Annotated in this window: 14 protein-coding genes; 8 read left to right on the top strand and 6 right to left on the bottom strand. The window is 62.4% G+C overall.

Translation table 11 applies throughout. The features are described 5' to 3' along the window. Positions 1 to 86 precede the first annotated feature (86 nt). Positions 87 to 575 carry an NUDIX domain-containing protein gene (locus Rhe02_RS25995; protein ID WP_203910976.1) on the bottom strand — a complete coding sequence of 163 codons (489 nt, stop codon included), beginning with the start codon at positions 573 to 575 and terminating at the stop codon, positions 87 to 89. 20 nt (positions 576 to 595) lie between these two features. Next, on the bottom strand, positions 596 to 1,969 hold the full coding sequence (locus Rhe02_RS25990) for an NsdA family TPR-like regulatory protein (RefSeq protein WP_203910975.1): 1,374 nt from the start codon (positions 1,967 to 1,969) through the stop codon (positions 596 to 598). A 166-nt stretch (positions 1,970 to 2,135) separates the two neighbouring features. Between Rhe02_RS25990 and Rhe02_RS25985 the strand changes: the two genes are divergently transcribed. Beyond that, on the top strand, positions 2,136 to 3,857 hold the full coding sequence (locus Rhe02_RS25985; protein ID WP_203910974.1) for an SUMF1/EgtB/PvdO family nonheme iron enzyme: 1,722 nt from the start codon (positions 2,136 to 2,138) through the stop codon (positions 3,855 to 3,857). Here Rhe02_RS25985 and Rhe02_RS25980 read toward each other — a convergent pair. Further along, positions 3,822 to 4,238 carry an NUDIX domain-containing protein gene (locus tag Rhe02_RS25980; protein ID WP_275412640.1) on the bottom strand — a complete coding sequence of 139 codons (417 nt, stop codon included), beginning with the start codon at positions 4,236 to 4,238 and terminating at the stop codon, positions 3,822 to 3,824. The genes Rhe02_RS25985 and Rhe02_RS25980 overlap by 36 nt on opposite strands. Before the next feature lie 65 nt (positions 4,239 to 4,303). Here Rhe02_RS25980 and Rhe02_RS25975 point away from each other — a divergent pair, with 65 nt between their 5' ends. From Rhe02_RS25975 to Rhe02_RS25945, 7 genes are all read left to right on the top strand, one after another. Further along, positions 4,304 to 5,137, top strand: a complete 834-nt coding sequence (locus Rhe02_RS25975; protein WP_203910973.1) for a sugar phosphate nucleotidyltransferase — start codon at positions 4,304 to 4,306, stop codon at positions 5,135 to 5,137. A gap of 428 nt (positions 5,138 to 5,565) precedes the next feature. After that, complete coding sequence (locus Rhe02_RS49995) at positions 5,566 to 6,543, top strand: RHS repeat-associated core domain-containing protein (protein ID WP_239124052.1); 978 nt, start codon at positions 5,566 to 5,568, stop codon at positions 6,541 to 6,543. An 8-nt stretch (positions 6,544 to 6,551) separates the two neighbouring features. Continuing rightward, positions 6,552 to 7,673 (top strand): Imm52 family immunity protein, encoded by a 1,122-nt coding sequence (locus tag Rhe02_RS25965; RefSeq protein WP_203910972.1) that lies wholly within the window; start codon positions 6,552 to 6,554, stop codon positions 7,671 to 7,673. A 220-nt stretch (positions 7,674 to 7,893) separates the two neighbouring features. After that, positions 7,894 to 8,226 carry a hypothetical protein gene (locus tag Rhe02_RS25960; RefSeq protein WP_203910971.1) on the top strand — a complete coding sequence of 111 codons (333 nt, stop codon included), beginning with the start codon at positions 7,894 to 7,896 and terminating at the stop codon, positions 8,224 to 8,226. Positions 8,227 to 8,271: 45 nt separating this feature from the next. Then, positions 8,272 to 8,694 (top strand): transposase, encoded by a 423-nt coding sequence (locus Rhe02_RS25955; protein ID WP_203911018.1) that lies wholly within the window; start codon positions 8,272 to 8,274, stop codon positions 8,692 to 8,694. 208 nt (positions 8,695 to 8,902) lie between these two features. Next, positions 8,903 to 11,149, top strand: a complete 2,247-nt coding sequence (locus Rhe02_RS25950) for a P-loop NTPase fold protein (RefSeq protein ID WP_203910970.1) — start codon at positions 8,903 to 8,905, stop codon at positions 11,147 to 11,149. 1,578 nt (positions 11,150 to 12,727) lie between these two features. Then, on the top strand, positions 12,728 to 12,904 hold the full coding sequence (locus Rhe02_RS25945; RefSeq protein WP_203910969.1) for a hypothetical protein: 177 nt from the start codon (positions 12,728 to 12,730) through the stop codon (positions 12,902 to 12,904). 371 nt (positions 12,905 to 13,275) lie between these two features. Here Rhe02_RS25945 and Rhe02_RS25940 read toward each other — a convergent pair whose 3' ends face one another. The 3 genes from Rhe02_RS25940 to Rhe02_RS25930 form a co-directional block, all read right to left on the bottom strand. Beyond that, positions 13,276 to 13,449 carry a hypothetical protein gene (locus Rhe02_RS25940; protein WP_203910968.1) on the bottom strand — a complete coding sequence of 58 codons (174 nt, stop codon included), beginning with the start codon at positions 13,447 to 13,449 and terminating at the stop codon, positions 13,276 to 13,278. A gap of 203 nt (positions 13,450 to 13,652) precedes the next feature. Beyond that, positions 13,653 to 15,065 (bottom strand): hypothetical protein, encoded by a 1,413-nt coding sequence (locus Rhe02_RS25935; protein WP_203910967.1) that lies wholly within the window; start codon positions 15,063 to 15,065, stop codon positions 13,653 to 13,655. Positions 15,066 to 15,378: 313 nt separating this feature from the next. Beyond that, positions 15,379 to 16,989, bottom strand: a complete 1,611-nt coding sequence (locus Rhe02_RS25930; protein WP_203910966.1) for an Hsp70 family protein — start codon at positions 16,987 to 16,989, stop codon at positions 15,379 to 15,381. Positions 16,990 to 16,998: the final 9 nt, after the last annotated feature.

Genomic DNA, 16,998 nt, shown 5'->3' with positions numbered 1-16,998 from the left:
CAACGCCCTCCGGAAGCGGAGTCCGGGGGTCCAACTAGGCGTGGCCTTCGGCTCGGGATAGTCGGCTCTTGTCGGGACAGTCGATCTCAATTGGTTTCGTATGGAGCAGATGCGTCCGTTAGATAGAGCGTGGTGCCTTTCGCCCGTGCCTCGAGTGCTGCGTCGACGCGAGGAGCAATGGATGGTGGCAGCAGTTGCCTGCACCGCTCGGGTTCGTAGAAGCCGACCGTCTCCAGTTCGTCGGTGTTGATCGTCAGATCGCCGGCCGTGGCCTGGCCGCAGTCGAAGAGGAAGCTGATGATCGCTCGAGGGCGTTGTCCTGCGGGTGATGCCCAGTCGATGAGCAGGAGATGCCCGGGGTTTACGGCGAGGCTTAGTTCCTCGTGTAGTTCGCGGGCAAGCGCTTCCTGGGGGTTTTCGTTTTGATCTACGTATCCGCCTGGGATGACCCAATGGTTGCGGTAGTTCGGTTTGACGAGGAGAACGTTGCCGTCGTGGTCGGTGATCAGTGCTGCTGCGGCGGCATAGAACGACGCGAGCTGTGCGTACCACTGTTCTGGTTCGACCCACGTCATTTCCTGACTGTACCGGCCGGTCAGGCTGGCGAAACAGCGGTAGCTGCCCGGTGTAGGAAGCTGTCGATCGCCGGGTTGCCTCCAAATCGCTTCATCCTCTGGGCAAGGTCGGCTATCCGGTCGGCGACCCGGCGTGAGGTGACACCGCCCGCGAGGTCGAGTGCCTGACGGCCGAGGTGGCATGCCTGCTCTGGGTCTGCAGCGGAGCCGGAGGCGTGGACGCTAGCGATGAGGGCGGTGTGTAGTGCGCGTGTGCGAATGCTGCTTCTCCCAAGGTCGAGGGCCTGATCGGCGAAGCTGAGGGCTTCATTGGTTCGGCCTAGATCACGGAAGCACCGCACAGCAGCGCCAGCGAGGTGTGCGGGGGTGAAGTACCCGGCCCAGGCAGGGTGGTCTCCATCGGAAGCGCGCGAGGCAGCGCGTTCGGCGTTGCGCAGGGCGGCGGTACAGCTGCGGGGGTCGGCGGCGATGGCGTGCGCGCACGCTTCGGCTGCATACAGCCGGGCCATGATGCCGCTGCCAGCTTTGCCGCGGCCTCCGTCCACGGCGGCACGGGAAAGGCGGACTGCTTCGGCCGGTTGTTGCAGGTAGACGGCTTGGGTAGACAGGTTGGCGAGGATGTGCGCGCCGAAACCGCTATGGTCACCAGCCTTGGCCAGGCGTAGGGCTTGGATGAAGTGGCGCTGGGCCAGGCCATGTTCGCCGACGTCGTAGCTCATGTAGGCGACCTGGCCGGTTAGCTCGGCGACGGCGGCGAACAGTTGGCGTCCGATACGGTCGGAGTAAGCGCCGTTGAGCAATGGCTGAACGTCTCGCACGAGCCAGCCGATAAGTAGGTCTCGGGAATGCCCGCCGCCGTGCCGCCGGTCCAACTCGAGGAATTGTTGTTCATACGCGCGCAGTGTTTCCACGTCGGCCTCCGTGACCTGCCGGGTGCCGCGGTGTGAGACGTTGGCATCGCGAGGATCGAAGTGCCAGCGCCATCCGGCCTGGGTAGTGGCGGCTGCAACAAACGGGGCTGTGGCGAGGAATTCGTGGCGAAGTCTTTGCCGGCGCCATAGTTCGGTTACCGTGCTGCGCGCGTCGTCCAGGTCGCTGTCAAAGGTGAGCCCGAGGCCGGAGAGGTCCTCAGCGTGCTGGAATCCCAAGTCCACAGCTATGAGCTGACGGCCTAGGCGTCTGGCGAGCACTTCCGCGATCAATTGAGGTGCGGGACTATCGGGACGACGGCCGCGCAGCCACCAGTACACCGAGGCTGCGTCGTAGCGAAGTGTGAGCCCGTGCGTTTGACGGCCGTGAAGGTTGACCTGACGCGCGAACGCGGCGTGAGCGTTGTGGTAGCCGGCCTGCTCCACTAAGGATTGCAATCGGTGGTTGGTTACCGGCTTCGTCATGGGTGATCCACCGCCTCTCAGCGCGTAGATGATGCCAGCTAAGCATAGAGGGGCGTCGACCGATATCGGTCGGTGCGCAACCCCGCGCAAGGCCGCGCAACGGAACGCAACCCCGCGATGGTCAAGGTGTCTGTTGTTGGCCGCGGCTGCCGGACAGCCTTGATTCATGACGCTGCATGTTCTAGATGAAATCGACGATCGCGTCGCTGTCCTGCGTGCGCGAGCTCTTTCCGAGGGCGTTGAATTCCTGCCGCCTCTGCTGGCTTTGGGTACCAGTGAACGGGTCGGCTCCAACTGGTTCTGTGACACGATGCGGCCAGCGATGACGCAGCACAATGAGCCGTTAAGGCAGCAGCTGGGACGGTCACATCCTCTATCGGCTGTCAATCCACAGGCGACAAGCATCAATAGGGTTTCGCGTGCGCTGCTTGGCCCACTGGGCTGGCATTGGCTGGTGACGTTCGCCGTGTCCAAATACGGTTCTTCACGTCAGCTAGTCAAGGAAACCAACTTGTTCTTCGCCACGGAAACGCTGCTGAGGTTGTTCCCCGATTCGCCGGTCCTAGTCCTGTCTCGCAGCCCGCTCGGAGTGGCATCGTCCTTTCTGCGGTCCGGACTCTACGAACGCTGGGACTACGCTGCCAGGTACCGGCAAATGGTGGCCGTAACACTGGCTGGCCCACACGCGCGGCTAGTGCCAGCCGACGACCCCGTCGAGCTGATCGCATTGACACGGCTGGTGGTGCTGAACGCCCTGCTGCTCGCTGTGGCCCTGCAAGGCCGCAGCTTCCAACACGTGCCCTACGAGAAGGCCGTCCTCAACCCGGGCAATGGGCAACAGGCTGTTGGCGAGTTGGCCGCTCCCGACCAACTTCGGGCCTCCAGCACACCTGGGGGCGGCGATGACACGTTCTCCACGGGCAACTCAAAGACGGAACTGCTGGCGCACTTAACCCCAGCCGAGGCTGCGCTCGTAATGGACGTCACGGCGGCAACCCTTATCGACGCGAGCCAAGTTGTCACCGCAGACGTGCTTGAGGTGGCCGCCGGATGGCTCCAGGGTTCGGAGCACTACCAGCTGGCAGATGTCCCAAAGCTCCAGAGCGGCAGGCGATCCGAGCCGGTGCGCGGTCTGCACGAGGACGTGACCTTTGTGTACTGCCGCGGGGTGGAGTGGCGGAATCTTCTGGTGTCGAATGCGGAGATCTGCGGGGTGCTTAACCATCTGCACCAGTCGGGACTGCCCAACACTGTCCGCGGTACCCACCTTCTAGTCAATGAGATGCCGCACGAGCGTGGCGGGCGGCTTCACTTCGATCAGCACGCAGGGCGTTGGACCGTCAGCCCTGGGTACGAGAATCATCCCGTGTATTGGGTGACGTGGATCGGCGCTGCGGTCTTCGCCGCTGTCAACTCCGCTCGGCTTCCGGCACACGAGGAGCTGCGAGTGCTCGCCGCTGGCAGTGATCCGTCCAACCACAGCTACGACCTGGGCGATGTTTCGCCGGTAACCCAAGCAGTGACCCCGCTAGGGATCCATCACGCCGTCGGCAACGTTCAGGTGTGGTGCGCGGACGGCCCGGTTGCGCGCTTCGATGAGCCCGCCCAGCGTTGGATCCACGGCGCCGCATGGAACACTCCAGCCACATCAACCGAGGTGAACCGCATGCGATCTCGGCATTTGCTGGGCAGTTCTCGCGGGGTCGGCATCCGGCTGGTTCGTGATCCCTCCGCACCGTTTACCGGCCCGACGGTGCAGAAGATTGCCAAGGTGCTCGATGTGTGGGTGGAAGGCCTGACGGATCGAGGTCGAGCACTGTCTGAAATAGACCGCGAGCTGTTGGATCAGCTGTCACAAGCCGATATTGGACTTTGGGCCCATGTATGAGCCAGCCTCCGGCCACCGTTTCTGCGCTCGCTCCACAAACGTGTCGCTGAACCCGAGCTGGGTCAGCTCAGTGAGCTTGACGAACTTCACGTCCCGGATCGGGCGGGTGTCGGCACCCGCCTTGACTGCGCCCAGCGTCCCGCCAGTGCGTCGACATTCGAAGGTCAGGTGAACAACGTGCGCGCCAACCACGTCACACACATACAGCAGATCACCGACACGAACTTCCAGCCCGGTCTCCTCCCGCACCTCCCGTGCGAGCGCCTCCTCGATCGTCTCCCCAGGCTCGACCTTTCCACCGGGGAGCGACCACGAGCGATCACTGTCTGTATCCTGGTCGAGCAGCAGAATCTGGTCGTCTTCGATTACGATCGCGGTCACTCGCACATTCATCGGCACGCAGCGACCGTAGCAACGGGCGTAGATCAACGGGCGATGGCGCGGCGATGAAGCGACAACCGGTCACCCAGGTAGCGGTATGCGCAGGCGGGCTGGGCACTCGCGTGGCCGGATGGTCGCGGCACATCCCGAAAGAGTTCCAGCCGGTGGCGGGCCGGCCGGGCATCCTGCATGTGCTCGACGAGTTCGCTTCACTAGCTCCAGCACGTATCGTCGTTGTCTATCATCCGTTCTACGAACGGTTCATGGCCTGGGCCCAAACGACGCTCGGTGCCGGAGGCCGAGCGGCCTATCAGCGCGCGGCCGGGATGCCTGCCACAGATCCGCCGCTTCATGAAAAACTCGATCTCACCTTCATTCCTCAGCGCGGCCGATACGCCGACATCACCTCGATCCTCAACGCCGCAGCGCACTTCGAACCCGCAGACGTCTTCGTAGCCTTCGCCGACAACCTTTACCCAGGCGATAATCCCGCCGCTTCGCTCGCGCTGGCGCCTGCGAAACGAGCCATCGTGCTGGCAAGGCCGTACCGCCGCGAGGAGGCATCCGTCCGTGGCGTCATCGTTTCTCGATACCACGATGGTTTATGCCTCCTGACTGATCTTGTCGAGAAACCGCCGCCTGCTGAGGCAGGTCGGCTGGAAGCCGAGCACGGATACGAAAACCTCTGGCTACTTGAGGGCCGCGCACGGCTGCCGTGGACCATGATCCGCGAACTTGGCAGTCGGGCGCGGCGTCTCGGCCCCGAACCCAAGCTGTCACTGGCCATCCGCGACCACGCCCACAACGAACCAGTCATAGTCATAACTACGGAGTCTGCAGTTATCGACCTCGGCAGTGGCGCGCTCAACTTCGCCGAGATTGCAGCACAGCCCGGTTGACGCCGCGCCGCGCAGTATCAGTATGTCGCCTATCCGACTTGTCGAGAGCGGATGATCGGGTGACCCCATCGTGCGTGTGTCGACTTATCCAACTAGTCTCGGTGATCGTCGTCTTCCGTGAGCGGACAGGTTTGATGTGAACGGGACCGCCTCAGTAGAACTGATAGTGCGTAGCTCCTGACCTGGGACAAAGAAGACCACCTCGCCACCCTCACTGAAGGCACGACCACAACCTCATACGTGTACGACAGCACCGGCACCCGCCTCATTTCCGCCAGCCCCACCAAAAAACGCTTTATCTGCCCGACGGCACCGAACTGGAGAAGCTGGGAACCGCCGATCCGCTCGGACGGCGGCACTACGGCGTCGCCGTACGCGACGCATCAGGACTGAAGTGGGTCTTCGCCAACCAACAGGGTTCCGCCACCGTGCAAGTCGATGCGATCACACTGGCCTCTGCACGGCGACGATTCACGCCATACGGCGAGCTTAGAGGCGCCCAACCGACGGGCTGGGTCGGAACGAAGACCTACGTCGGCGGCACCAAGGACGACACCGGTCTCACCCATCTTGGAGCCCGCGAGTATGACCAGAGCATGGGCCGCTTTGTCTCGATCGACCCAATATTTGATCTTACCGATCCGCAGTCGTGGCACGGCTACTCGTACTCCAATGGCAGCCCAACCAGTTTCAGCGATCCAGACGGACTAAAATTTTCGGCCACCTGTGATTGCAGCGGCGGCGCTCCGGGGGGTACCGCGCTTGCAGCTGCACGCGTACCGATCTACGAGCCCAACCCAATCAAACCCTACGTTCCGCTCATGGTGACGGCGGGAGCCGTCGATATCTATAACACCCTTGAGGATCGATGGCGAGACGATGAGCGAGACGCGCAGCGCAAGTCCGCAACTGGTCCCTTCAGCACTGGTCAGGCGGACGGGCACGGAAGAACCATTTGGAGCGACGGATCTATCCGCGACAATTCCGGAAAAGTCATATACGGCCCCGGAACGCTGGACATGAGCGGTCCAGGTGAATGGCGATTTGGGACCGAAAACATGTCAGAGAGGTCTCGGGCCTGGCAGAGCCACGTAACAGGTGCGCCACCCGGCTTGGTATATACGCTCAACGGCAAAGATTTTGACGGCTATCGAAACGGCCATATTTTCGACGCCAAAGCCAACTACGCATTCATGTTGAAGGACGGCCAATGGAGGACGGGCTTTGAGGACAATGACCAAGAATTCAAGGACTTGGCAGCTGACGAGATAGCTCGTGCCGGAGGACTCCCGGTGGTGTGGGCGTTCCAGCAACAGGATTTTGCCGACTTCATTGAAGGTAGAATGCGCAGCGCAGGCTTTGGAGCTGATCGCCTGATCATTCTAGGTCCAGACCTTAATCCCTAGGAGTAGCCATGAAGGACAACGCCTACCGCATTGGCGCCTTCTGGGGCGCTAGGCGAGAAAACAGCGATGAGATCGCATCGCGCCTACTCGACTGCTTTAGCCGGCTAAGGCGGGTACATCCTATGTTCGGCGATTGGCGAGACAGGTGGAAGAACGACAAGGAGTGGGCAGCTGGTCCGAAAACTCCGTGGCAACTGGATCTGCAAAGCCTGACACGTCTCGTGGACTCGCGTGCCGCAAAGCTTAGGGAAACAGGCTTTACTCTCGGCGGTTGGACAGGAGGCTGGGAAGGCGACAACGACTGCAGTGTCAGCGCCAGCATGACGGTCGGCAACCATGCTCAGCACATGGCGCCCAACCACTTCATGCTAGAGCTCCCGCCGCCAACACTTGCGCCAGGATTGTACGAACCAGGCGTTCTTAGAGCAGCGGCTGAAGCTGTAGTCGACCCGTGGCAGCCATGGTGGGCCAACGTGACCAGCTCTCGCCTACTAGACGCCCAGCAACCTCCACAGCCAAGACTAAGCATTCGTGAACTCGACGACTATCTTAGCCGTCCACGTGATGCACGGACGAAGATGCCGACCGTAGGGTGGCTCACCTATCTCGACGAACGCCACTTCGACAATCTCTCGATCACTGAACTCGAAGCTGTCGTGACGGTGCACCACGGAAACCACGGCACCTGGCTGACGTTGGCAGGCGATCCGCTAAGCGTCACTGGAGAGGATGCGCTAGCCGCATACTGGTTGGTGCAACGGCCTTTCCACGCCCATCCTTTTCAGGGTGTCGAAAAAGATCCGACATTTGACTTTGACGCCTACCGCGCCCGCGTCCTGGGCATACCTCACGCTTCCATGAAGTACGTAGTAGACGGCTACGCCTTCGATGGCTATCGCGATGGCAGGCTGCAATACATTCATCCGCAATACGAGTTCGGAGCAGAAAAAGGTGAATTGGCACCGGCGCAGCTCAAAGCTGTATTCCTGCCATTGGCTACGGAGCAGCTCGCGTTCGCACGCGGAACGAAGATTCTCTGGCACTTTCCCCAACGTCAAGTGGTCCAGGATGTCCAAGCAGCGCTGGCCCAATGGGGCATAGAGGACATTCACGTGCGCTACTTGGCTTAGCGCTCCAGCGCCCCTTTTCTCGGCCAGGGTGTCGCCGCTCACTGGTGTCGCCGCTCACCTAATTCTTCGTTTGTGCAAGATCGCGCTCAAGTAATTGGACAGCCGCTCACGTAATTCCCCAGGGGGATGGCGAGCGGCGGCGGTGTGGTCCTCGTAATCGGGAAGTGTCCTTCCTCGTCTGTAAGGGGCGAGGGAGCCGATGGCGAGGAGAACGTTCACTGTGATCGACGTGACCGAAATCTTGATCCACTGGCATGCGGGCCGGTCGAGCAGTGAGATGTCCACCAGTGGCCGTGGCGTGACTGCCAGACCGGTACGGGCCGTTTCAGACGCTGTACAAGCGTTCGCCCGCTGGGGTGAGGACGGTACCTGGGCTCGTATCGAGCAGGCACTGATCGCTTCGGCGTATGCCGCCGGGGGTGTGGATCTGGCGGGGCATGTGGATTCCACGGTGGTGCGGGCGCATCGGCATGCCGCTGGTGCGGTTAAAGGGGGCGCAGCGCGGATGAATCACGTGCGGCGCAGAGTTTGCGCCGGTCCCGTGGCGGGCTGACCACCAAGATTCACACCATCTGCGACGGGCGGGGACGTAACCCGGCTGACCCCTGGGCAGGCTCATGACAGCCCGCAGCTGGCCGCGCTGCTGGACCAGATCGCGATCACTTCCACCATGCCTTCGGTCAAGCCCCGAACGCGGCTGGCGCACCTGTGCGCCGATAAGGCCTATGGCGCCAGAGCCACCCGAACCATGCTGCGGCGCCGCAGAGTCGCGCACACCATCCCTGAGCAGTCCAACGTGATCGCCGCCCGGGCACGGCGAGGATCACGCGGCGGCCGGCCGCCCAACTTCGACCCGGTCCGGTACAAGACCCGCAACCACGCCGAACGACTTATGAACCGGCGCAAGCAATTCCGGGCCGTCGCCACCCGCTACGACAAGCTGGCCGACCGCTACTGCGACACCGTGCGCATCGCCGACATCCTCATCTGGCTGCGCGCACGGCCCGACCAGACTCATTGATCCGAGAAACAGGCCCTAATCGGATGGCCCAGCGGCAGAATGGCTCGCCGTCACCCTCATGGCCACTAACGCATCGGCTAGCAGGAGAATGATACGACCAATATGCGGCGGACTGCGACGGATCGGCGGATTTCAGCTGTGCCTAGTGGCTGTCATCGTCGCATCTATGCCCGACTCTGGCGACTCTGGAGACGTACCACCGGAGCCCTTGACCGATGATTCCATCGAGCAGGTTCTCGAAGAGGTGTTCGGCCAGCCCGACTTGGAAAGCCTGCCAGTAGGCACGGCAGTCATCCGTCGGGAGGTCTTGGAACGAGGTGACGAAATTCGGCGCAGCCTGCTGACTTATCAGTCCGGGGTTGGCACAGCTGGGCGGGCGCTGAGATCGGCCCAGCTCCAGGTTCACATCACGAAGCGTCGGATCCTCTATGTGGTGTCCGCCGTGCTGTTGCTTGACTTTGTCCTCGCGACGCTGTCGTTGCAGTCGATAGTCGGTCTGGACTGGCCGATGGAGCCTATCGACTTCAAGGGATGGTTCTGGAAGGGCAGCAGCGGACTTGGCGGTGCCTGGCTGGGTCTTGGGCTAGCCTTCGTGCTTGGCGTCCTTCTCGTGGCGTTCCCGAGCTTCTTCATGAGAAACAGCAGGGTGAACGCACAGCTGCGTGAGCGAGAGCGTGAACTGGATGGGGCCGACGCGCGGCTTGCCGAAGCCCTTCTTCGGGATGCTCGCGGCATGGTCCTCGAGATCGTCAATAGGTGGGAGAGCGACGAAGTCGCCACCGGTGCATTCATCAAGGCCGTTGACGCGAAGGACCTCGTGGAGCTCGAGATGCCCGCGACGATCACCGCACATAGCCTCGACGCAGCTGACGAGTTCGTCAAGCACTACGAGACCTCGGCGATCGGCATCGCTGGGCCAAGGGGCATCGGCAAATCGACCATTATGATCCACCTAGCGACCTCCGACAGATCGAGCGGTCGCACGGGCGTGTACCTGCCCGCTCCAGTGCGCTACGACGCTCCGGATTTCGTACGACACATCCATGCGAAAGTCGCACAGTCCGTCCTCGACGACTTCGGCGTCTCGGAGGAACAGCTCGACCGTCGACCGTCGGCGGCAGCCAACATGGCCACCTTTCGCATGGCGTTAGCCATACTGCTGGTAGTCGCGGGCTTGATTATGTTTTTTGGCATCGACGCCCCTCCTTTCGGTCTCGATCCACTCGTCGCGGCGATCAAGCTTCTGGGTGTCACGACGGTGACGGTCGGCGCGATCGGGCTCGCCTACGCCGTTATGCACACCGTCAACAGGTCGCGCGGTAGGCGAGGCTTCCGGCCTCGGGGATACATTCCACTCTTGCGGCCTCGTAGTAGATCTCGTCGGGATGACCAAATCGTCGCCCTCGCCCTGGACGAGCTACGCAGCCTCCGATGGCAGACAAGCGTCCAGGTCAAGAACAAACTCGACACCAAGCTTGTGCCAAGCACCAAGTTCGAGCAGGAGGACCAAGTCTCACTGGCCCAGCGCGACCGCAGTCATCCAGAGCGAGTCGCCGACTTCAAGGACTTCCTCAGCCGCTACCACAAGCTTGCCGGAAAGGACCACAAGCTGGTCATCGGCATCGACGAGCTTGACAAGATCGCCTCAGCGGATGAGGCAATCGCCATGGTTAACGCGCTCAAGGATCTATTCCGCATTAGCAACACGCACTTCTTCGTGTCTGTTAGTGAAGATGCGCTCGACAGCTTCGCGCTACGCGGCGTACCAGTACGTGACACTTTCGACTCGTCGTTCGACACAGTGCTACGGGTGCTGCCGTTCACTGCAGAGGACTCACGCCACTTGCTCTCACGGCGTGTACGCGGATTCCCCGACGCAGCAGCGCTCCTATGCCACGCCATCGCGGGCGGCCTACCGCGCGACCTAATCCGCGCCGCCCGCCGCTCGGTGAACTTCCGTCGGGAACAGGAAAACCCGTTGCCAGTCGCCGCACTTGCCGAGCGCCTGACACGTGCTGAAGCACTCGACGCTATCGAGGCCGCGGTGCGCCGGTCCCGAGGCACCGATCATCGGCACGAGTACCTCTTCGCGGTACGCCGCTTTCTAGATGAGAGTACGGAGTCGATGCACACGGGGATCGTGCCGCTCGCCCAGGCATGGATCAGCCAATCCTCGCCCGCGGAGCTGCGCGAGCCGCTGGTTGTGCTGCTGCTCCAGCTCGCGACCGCAGCCGAGTTCTTCGGCACGCCGCGCGACTCCGCCCAATGGGAATCGACAATGGCCTCCATCTGGTTCCAAGAAGGAATTCGCCAGCTCACACAGGCTCGCGCCGTCCTTGCTTTATCCCATATGGACGCGATGCAGCGCTTAGAGACGGCGCGTGAGCATCTTGGGCTGGAAAAACTGCCGCCCTTTCCTGATCATTTGACGGGACGGAACACCCCCACTGATTGACTGGCTACCCCACCTGATCCATGACTCCTGTCGGTGTTCACGCGGTTTGTCGTGTGAGACGCCGCCTCTGATCGAATAGCCATGAGCTCTACCAGTTTCAGGACGGTGATCAGACAACGGAGCGCCGTCGCGCGCCGACCCGATCTACTCGGTGCTGTCGGAAACGGAGCGCTGCCTTCCCGAACTGCCGGACTGGCCCTGCGATCCGCGGCGAGAGAAAAATGCAGGTCAGAGCCCTGCGTCATGATCCTTATGTCCTTATGCCGTAGCCTCAGCTCCGGCCGACGTCTACATGCACAAACGAACGGGCGGCAAACCTAGGGTCTGCCGCCCGTTCGCAACGCAATCACAACGTCAGCTTGTACCGCTGCTCAACAACGAGGACACCACCGTCCCGGCTCTTGGGAGTCAGTTCGGGATGCTTTGAGTGCGCCGCCAGGGACTCGAACCCCTACTCCCTTTCGGAGTTTGAAATCGGGCATCTGGGCACCAATATGGACTCCGACCTGGGGAATCCTTCTTTGTTGTCCCTGAACCTTTTTGACGGTTCGTGAAGCTAATTCTTAACGGGTTTCTTAACGGGCGATCTTGTTCGGAGATTGCGCCAAGCCCGCGACTTCAACCTTGAAATACCCTTCTTGCACCATCTGGTCCGATTTAGCGGCAGGCTTCATTGGCCAGCAGGTTCGCGGTTGTTCCCAATCGTTGTTGATCGGTCATGGACGTCTTTCTTAACCGAATTCGTTATCTGAGCAGGCATGTGGCCGGGTGGTCTTTAACCGCATGCAGCATGTGACCGACGCCACAATGAGGGGTGGCCGTGACTGGATCCCAGTGATCAGGTCCATGTGTACCCATTGCCAGGCTCACTCCGGCGGCCGTTTCGCCTCCATATTCCGGGAGCCTTCAGGGTCGGGTGCCTGGTGGATTATCCGCGCATCAGCCATCGGCGCGGGCATTTCCTGCTCTGCGACAGGCCTTAGCTTGGGTGGCGCTGGGCCTGGCCGAGGCTCGTGAGGTGCTGAGCCTGCCTGAGACCCCTGAGAGTCTGAGCTTGCTTGAAACTCCTGACACCCTGAGCCTGGCGGAGGCTCCTGAGGCGAAGAGCTTGGTCGCGCGACGGCTAGCTCCCAGAGCCATGAGGCGATGATCGAGCCACCAATGCCTAGCACGATCGCGGCGACCGTGAGCCAGCCCAGCAGTGAGGCGAGCGCATCCTGGTCGACGAGGCGCGCGTTCGGGCTGAGTGACCAGTCAGAGCTGCTCCACAGCGTGCTCTGATCCGCACAGAATTCCGACGAAGAATTCGGCTGCGCAACCTCGATGGCATATCGGCTCGACGACGTCAACACAACCTCATGCGTACGTCTGCTCGCCCGGAACACAGAGGCACCTGACTTCTCGACGGTGGAGATCGTGGGGCGTTGGAACCTGGCATCGGGTAAGCGCCGGGGCGCGTCCAGCCCATGTCGGTGCGCTTCTTGTTACGTTTGGTGCTGACGCAGTACTGCGTTTGTCCTGGCCGCATCACGGCTCACGGCAACGGTGCGAGGGTGCTCGATGCCGGCAGGGTGAGGCGTGGGGACGCAGGCGCATCTGCTCGTGGTGCCCATTCGCACTCGGGTAAGTGGCGTGGCGCTGGCCGACGCCGAGAGGCCCCTACCGCATCTGATCGAGGCGATCGACGCGGTGGTGCGGTGCCCAAGAGGGCTGACGCGGCGGTGGCGTTTCGACCGGATGGCCACCGTGTGCTAGCCGAGCTCGGGGCGGTTGACGGCGGCGTTCGCCGCGGTCGCGAAGTACTACGCTGTCGCGTGGACGTATGCCCACCACGGCACGGTTACCGCAAGGGTGTGGTGAAGAGGCCAATCACTCTGCGGCGCAACGCTGGTGGCGCATCCTGCCCGAGGCTGTGACGGCGCAGGCGTTGGTGTTGTTTCGCGGCAACCGGTACTCGGTGCCGCCGGGCCATGACCGGCACTCAATCAGTGTCGGCAGCCGCACTTGGCGTGGACGCCATTGCTCGCGCCAATGTCTTTGAAGTACGGCGGCCGATGAGGTCGCCGTACTTCAGGATCTCCTCGTTCTCACTGTGGGCGAAGCCGCTCCCTCCGGCTCCGCGTCGATCATCTTTCCCACTCAAGGGTGATCTTGGCCTTGCTGGGGAGAACGAGGTAGAGCAGAGCGATCGCGGCAACTGCGATCTGGATCCCGAGGAGCTTACCGTGCAGACCGGTCGGGACAAGATCGAGGATCTGAGCGAGGGAGGAGGTAAGCAGGGTGCTGAAGCTGCTGGTCATGATGGCTCTGTGCCTTCGGGTGATAGTCGGGCCGGCCACCGCGTTCGGTGTCATGTTCCGGCTTTTGGGCGAGCGGATGCCGTCCGCTGTCGCGGGCATGCTGGACCTCCGGGAGAGAGAGCGAGATTCATATTCGGGAAGCCGCTCACGATCATGATAGTGAATTGGTCGGGAGCGGCGTAGCCCGCAAACGTCTAGGCAGATCAGCAGAAAGCGGGCACGGGTTTTGGACCCGTGGAGACGGGGGTGCGATGCGGATCCGACTGGCGACGGTTGAACTCGTTGCCAAGACGGCGCAACTTCCTCCGGACGCGTTCGCCGAACTCCGCGGGCTGCCCAGCTTCGGTAGCTGCCGTTTCCCAGGTCATGTCGTCGCAGCTTGCCCAGAGGCCAGCCACTCGCGCTTCGTGAAGGTTCAGTTGGCCGAGTACTCGCTCGATGCGTTCATCGCGAAACTCGGGCTGGCTCAGCACGACGTCCTCGACGGTGAGCGGGTCGGCGAGCACCTCGCCGAGCGTGAGCTCCTGGCCGTCGATACCAGCCGTCGACCTATCGAGGGACGTGACGAGGCGGTAGTTAAGCTTGGTGGCACCGATGAGCTTGTGATTGCGGTGCAGTTCGCGGATGCGCCGACGCAAGACAGACTTGACCCGACTAGGGTCCGTGTCGAGCCAGTCATCCTCGAGGAGCGCTTCCCTCGCGGCCTCGACGAGCGGCCCATCCGGAAGGAGGTCTAAAACCTGCAGCGCGAACCGCCGGACGACCTCCTCGCTGTTCTCGTCGTGAATGATGGCCTCACGCGTTGTGACCGCAACTCGAAAGACGGCCCAGACCGCCCAGCGCGTTATCGTCTCGAACAAGGTCGCCAAGAAACCACCGGTGATATCCGGGAAGCTCCAGCTCCGGGAGCTGAATATCGCATCGACGAGGCGGTTCAGCTTCGCCCCGGCGGTCATGAACTCCTTCGTCCATTCGCGAGTCTGATGAAGCAAAATCATCAGGGGATCCAGGGCGCGGGCAACGGTGCTGCGGACTTGTGAGAACAGCCCGAAAGCTGGACGCATTGCCGCGGCCAGCCTTTCCTGGATGCTCCGGAGAGCCTCGATCGCCGGGTGCAGGCTGAGCATGTTCTGCATCTTCTGGAACGCCTGGAGCCAGGCCGGACGGATGAACTCCGCGAACTTTTGCAGCATCCGCTGGATCGGGGCCACCACGCTCTCGATGATGTTCGCGAGTGGAGCCAGCACAGCGCGCAACTCCTTGACTACCGACGGCTGGACGTCTCGCGGGAGGAGAGTCCGCCTGACCACCCTCATGCTGCGGCGACGGGGCCGGTGTTCGGCGAGGCGCCGGGTTCTAGCGGCCATGTTGCGCTGCAAGGTGCGCTGGCGGTGCTTGATGATCACACCCACTAGCGGTGGCTCCTCGGTCTGCGAAACATCGAGCCCCGCAGCTGCAGCCTCGGCGCTATGGGGCGACGTCGCGGTCGGCGGAGCGCCCTTTCCGGTCCGGCTTGTCGTGCCAGCGCTGTCGAACGCTGGTGACGATGGGACCTCCGGCTGCGGCATATTCTCCGAATCGGAGTTCTTCGAGGCGGTGGCTTCGTTCTCGTTCATGGTCCGGCTCCTTAAGGTCTGGAGTTTGCGCTTCTACTCCTCCAGCCCGCCAGAACTGCATACCGGCAAAAAATCTTGGAAAGACTTTTGGAGAGTCGTCCGGCAGCGAGCATCTGTAGCGGCCGGGGTTCGCTCGCATTGGAGTCTATGTGGCCCGACCGACATCGCGACGTTCACGTGAGTACCGCCCGGCAACCATCCCGATCTCAGCCGTCCACTGTCCCGATCGCGTCCAAGGACGGCGACTTCGCCTTCCGCGAGTCGCCGAGGATGCAACGCCTGTTGACTAGGTCGTTATGGATCGGCGACAGGATCAGGACAGGCGAACAACGGGCTGTTGATCGAGAACCCATGTTCTGCGTTCCAGGTCGAACGCTGATACTGTCAGCCGTTTCTGCGCATCGACTCTGAAGTCGAGACGGAATCTGTCCGAACCGGCGGTGGCGGGCGGGTCGGCTTCCAAAAATGTGGGGCTGTCCTCGTTGAGCCACAGTGTCGAGCGCTGCTGACGTTGCTGGCTGGTGACCGCGACGGCTCGCGCGCCGCCATTGGCGTCGAACATGATTTCCAGGTCTGCGCTGGCGTCGCGAAAGGTGGCGTGGGCGCGTTCATAGATGGCCAGTCCCAGATTGCGTTGCCCGTCTCGTACCCCCTTGATGGTCATGGTCTTGATGGGGGTCAACGTTGGGTATTCGGTGCCTGCCGGGACGAGCGACTCGAATTCGTATTCTCCGGTGTCGCGGTTGACATGCCGGATGACATAGTCGTGCTGGATGTGGTCATGCAACTCGTAGCCACCGGCGATGCCGGCCGCGCCGGCGGCCACTGCCTCCAGCGGCCGGTCGATGCGCACGATGTCCCTTGGGAACTGCATGTACACCACGTCTTGGATGGCCGGGATTAGGCTGGTGCCGCCGACTAGGAAGACGTCGCGGATCTGGTCGGCGACGAATCCGGCTCCCGCCGCTTTGTCCAGCGCGGCCCGAAGGGCGCGCCCCACCCTGCCGGTCACATCTTTGTTTCGCAGCAGCGCGTCGAAGTCGCCGCGGCTCATTTCCGCGCTGTACTCGGTGCCGTCGGGGTGGACGGCGCGGATGGTGGCTAGCGGACCGGAGGTGAGCGCCATCTTCGCCGCTTCCGCTGATCGCAAAAGCTGCCCGAAGATCTGGTTGTGCAGATGGCTGTCGCCATATGGCAGACGTAGGCGGCTGGCCACGTGCTCGGCAAGAAGCGCGTCGATGTTGTCGCCGCCGAAGTCGATGCCGGCCTTGCCGACGACCCTCACTCCGGCTCCGCCGCCTTGGCTTGCCTGGGCGTCCTGTACCCGCACCACGGAAATGTCCAGCGTGCCCGCCCCGAAGTCGAAGACCATGAACGTGTCACCGGGATTGAGCCGCGCGCTGTAGCCGACCGCAGCCGCGGTCGCCTCATCGACCACGCGTAGCCGGGCCAGCCCGGCCTGTTCGCTGACTTCGCGTACCATCCAGTCCCGGTAGGTGTCGAAGGCCTCCACGGGCGCCGTCGCCACGATCTCCAGATCGCGTGAGTCGACAGCCAGCATGGTGGCGGCAAGGATGTCGCTGAGGAACTGGGTCGCGGCGTGCCGGGGGCTGATCGAGCCTGCTCCCACCTGCCGCGCGATGTCCTTGATACGTCCGGTGATCACGCTCTTGGTCGACCGGAACACGGCCTGGCCGGGATCGGTGAACATGTCAGGGGAGACCTGCCCACCGATGGTTCTTGTTCCCGATTGGCGGTCGTAGGCGACGACGGAGGGAACTACCCGTTGGGTGACACCGGCCGCGCTCGGGCGAAGCACATCGATCCCGGCGAGGTCAATCGGCTCGCCGCGATCGCGTTCGGCGTTCCATTGCGCGACAACGGTGTTCGCGGTGCCGAAGTCGATACCGATTCGTGTGGCCATGTTTTCCTT

This window comes from Rhizocola hellebori, assembly GCF_016862955.1.
GTDB classification, from domain to species: Bacteria; Actinomycetota; Actinomycetes; order Mycobacteriales; family Micromonosporaceae; genus Rhizocola; species Rhizocola hellebori.
This window is presented reverse-complemented; position numbering and strand designations above follow the sequence as displayed.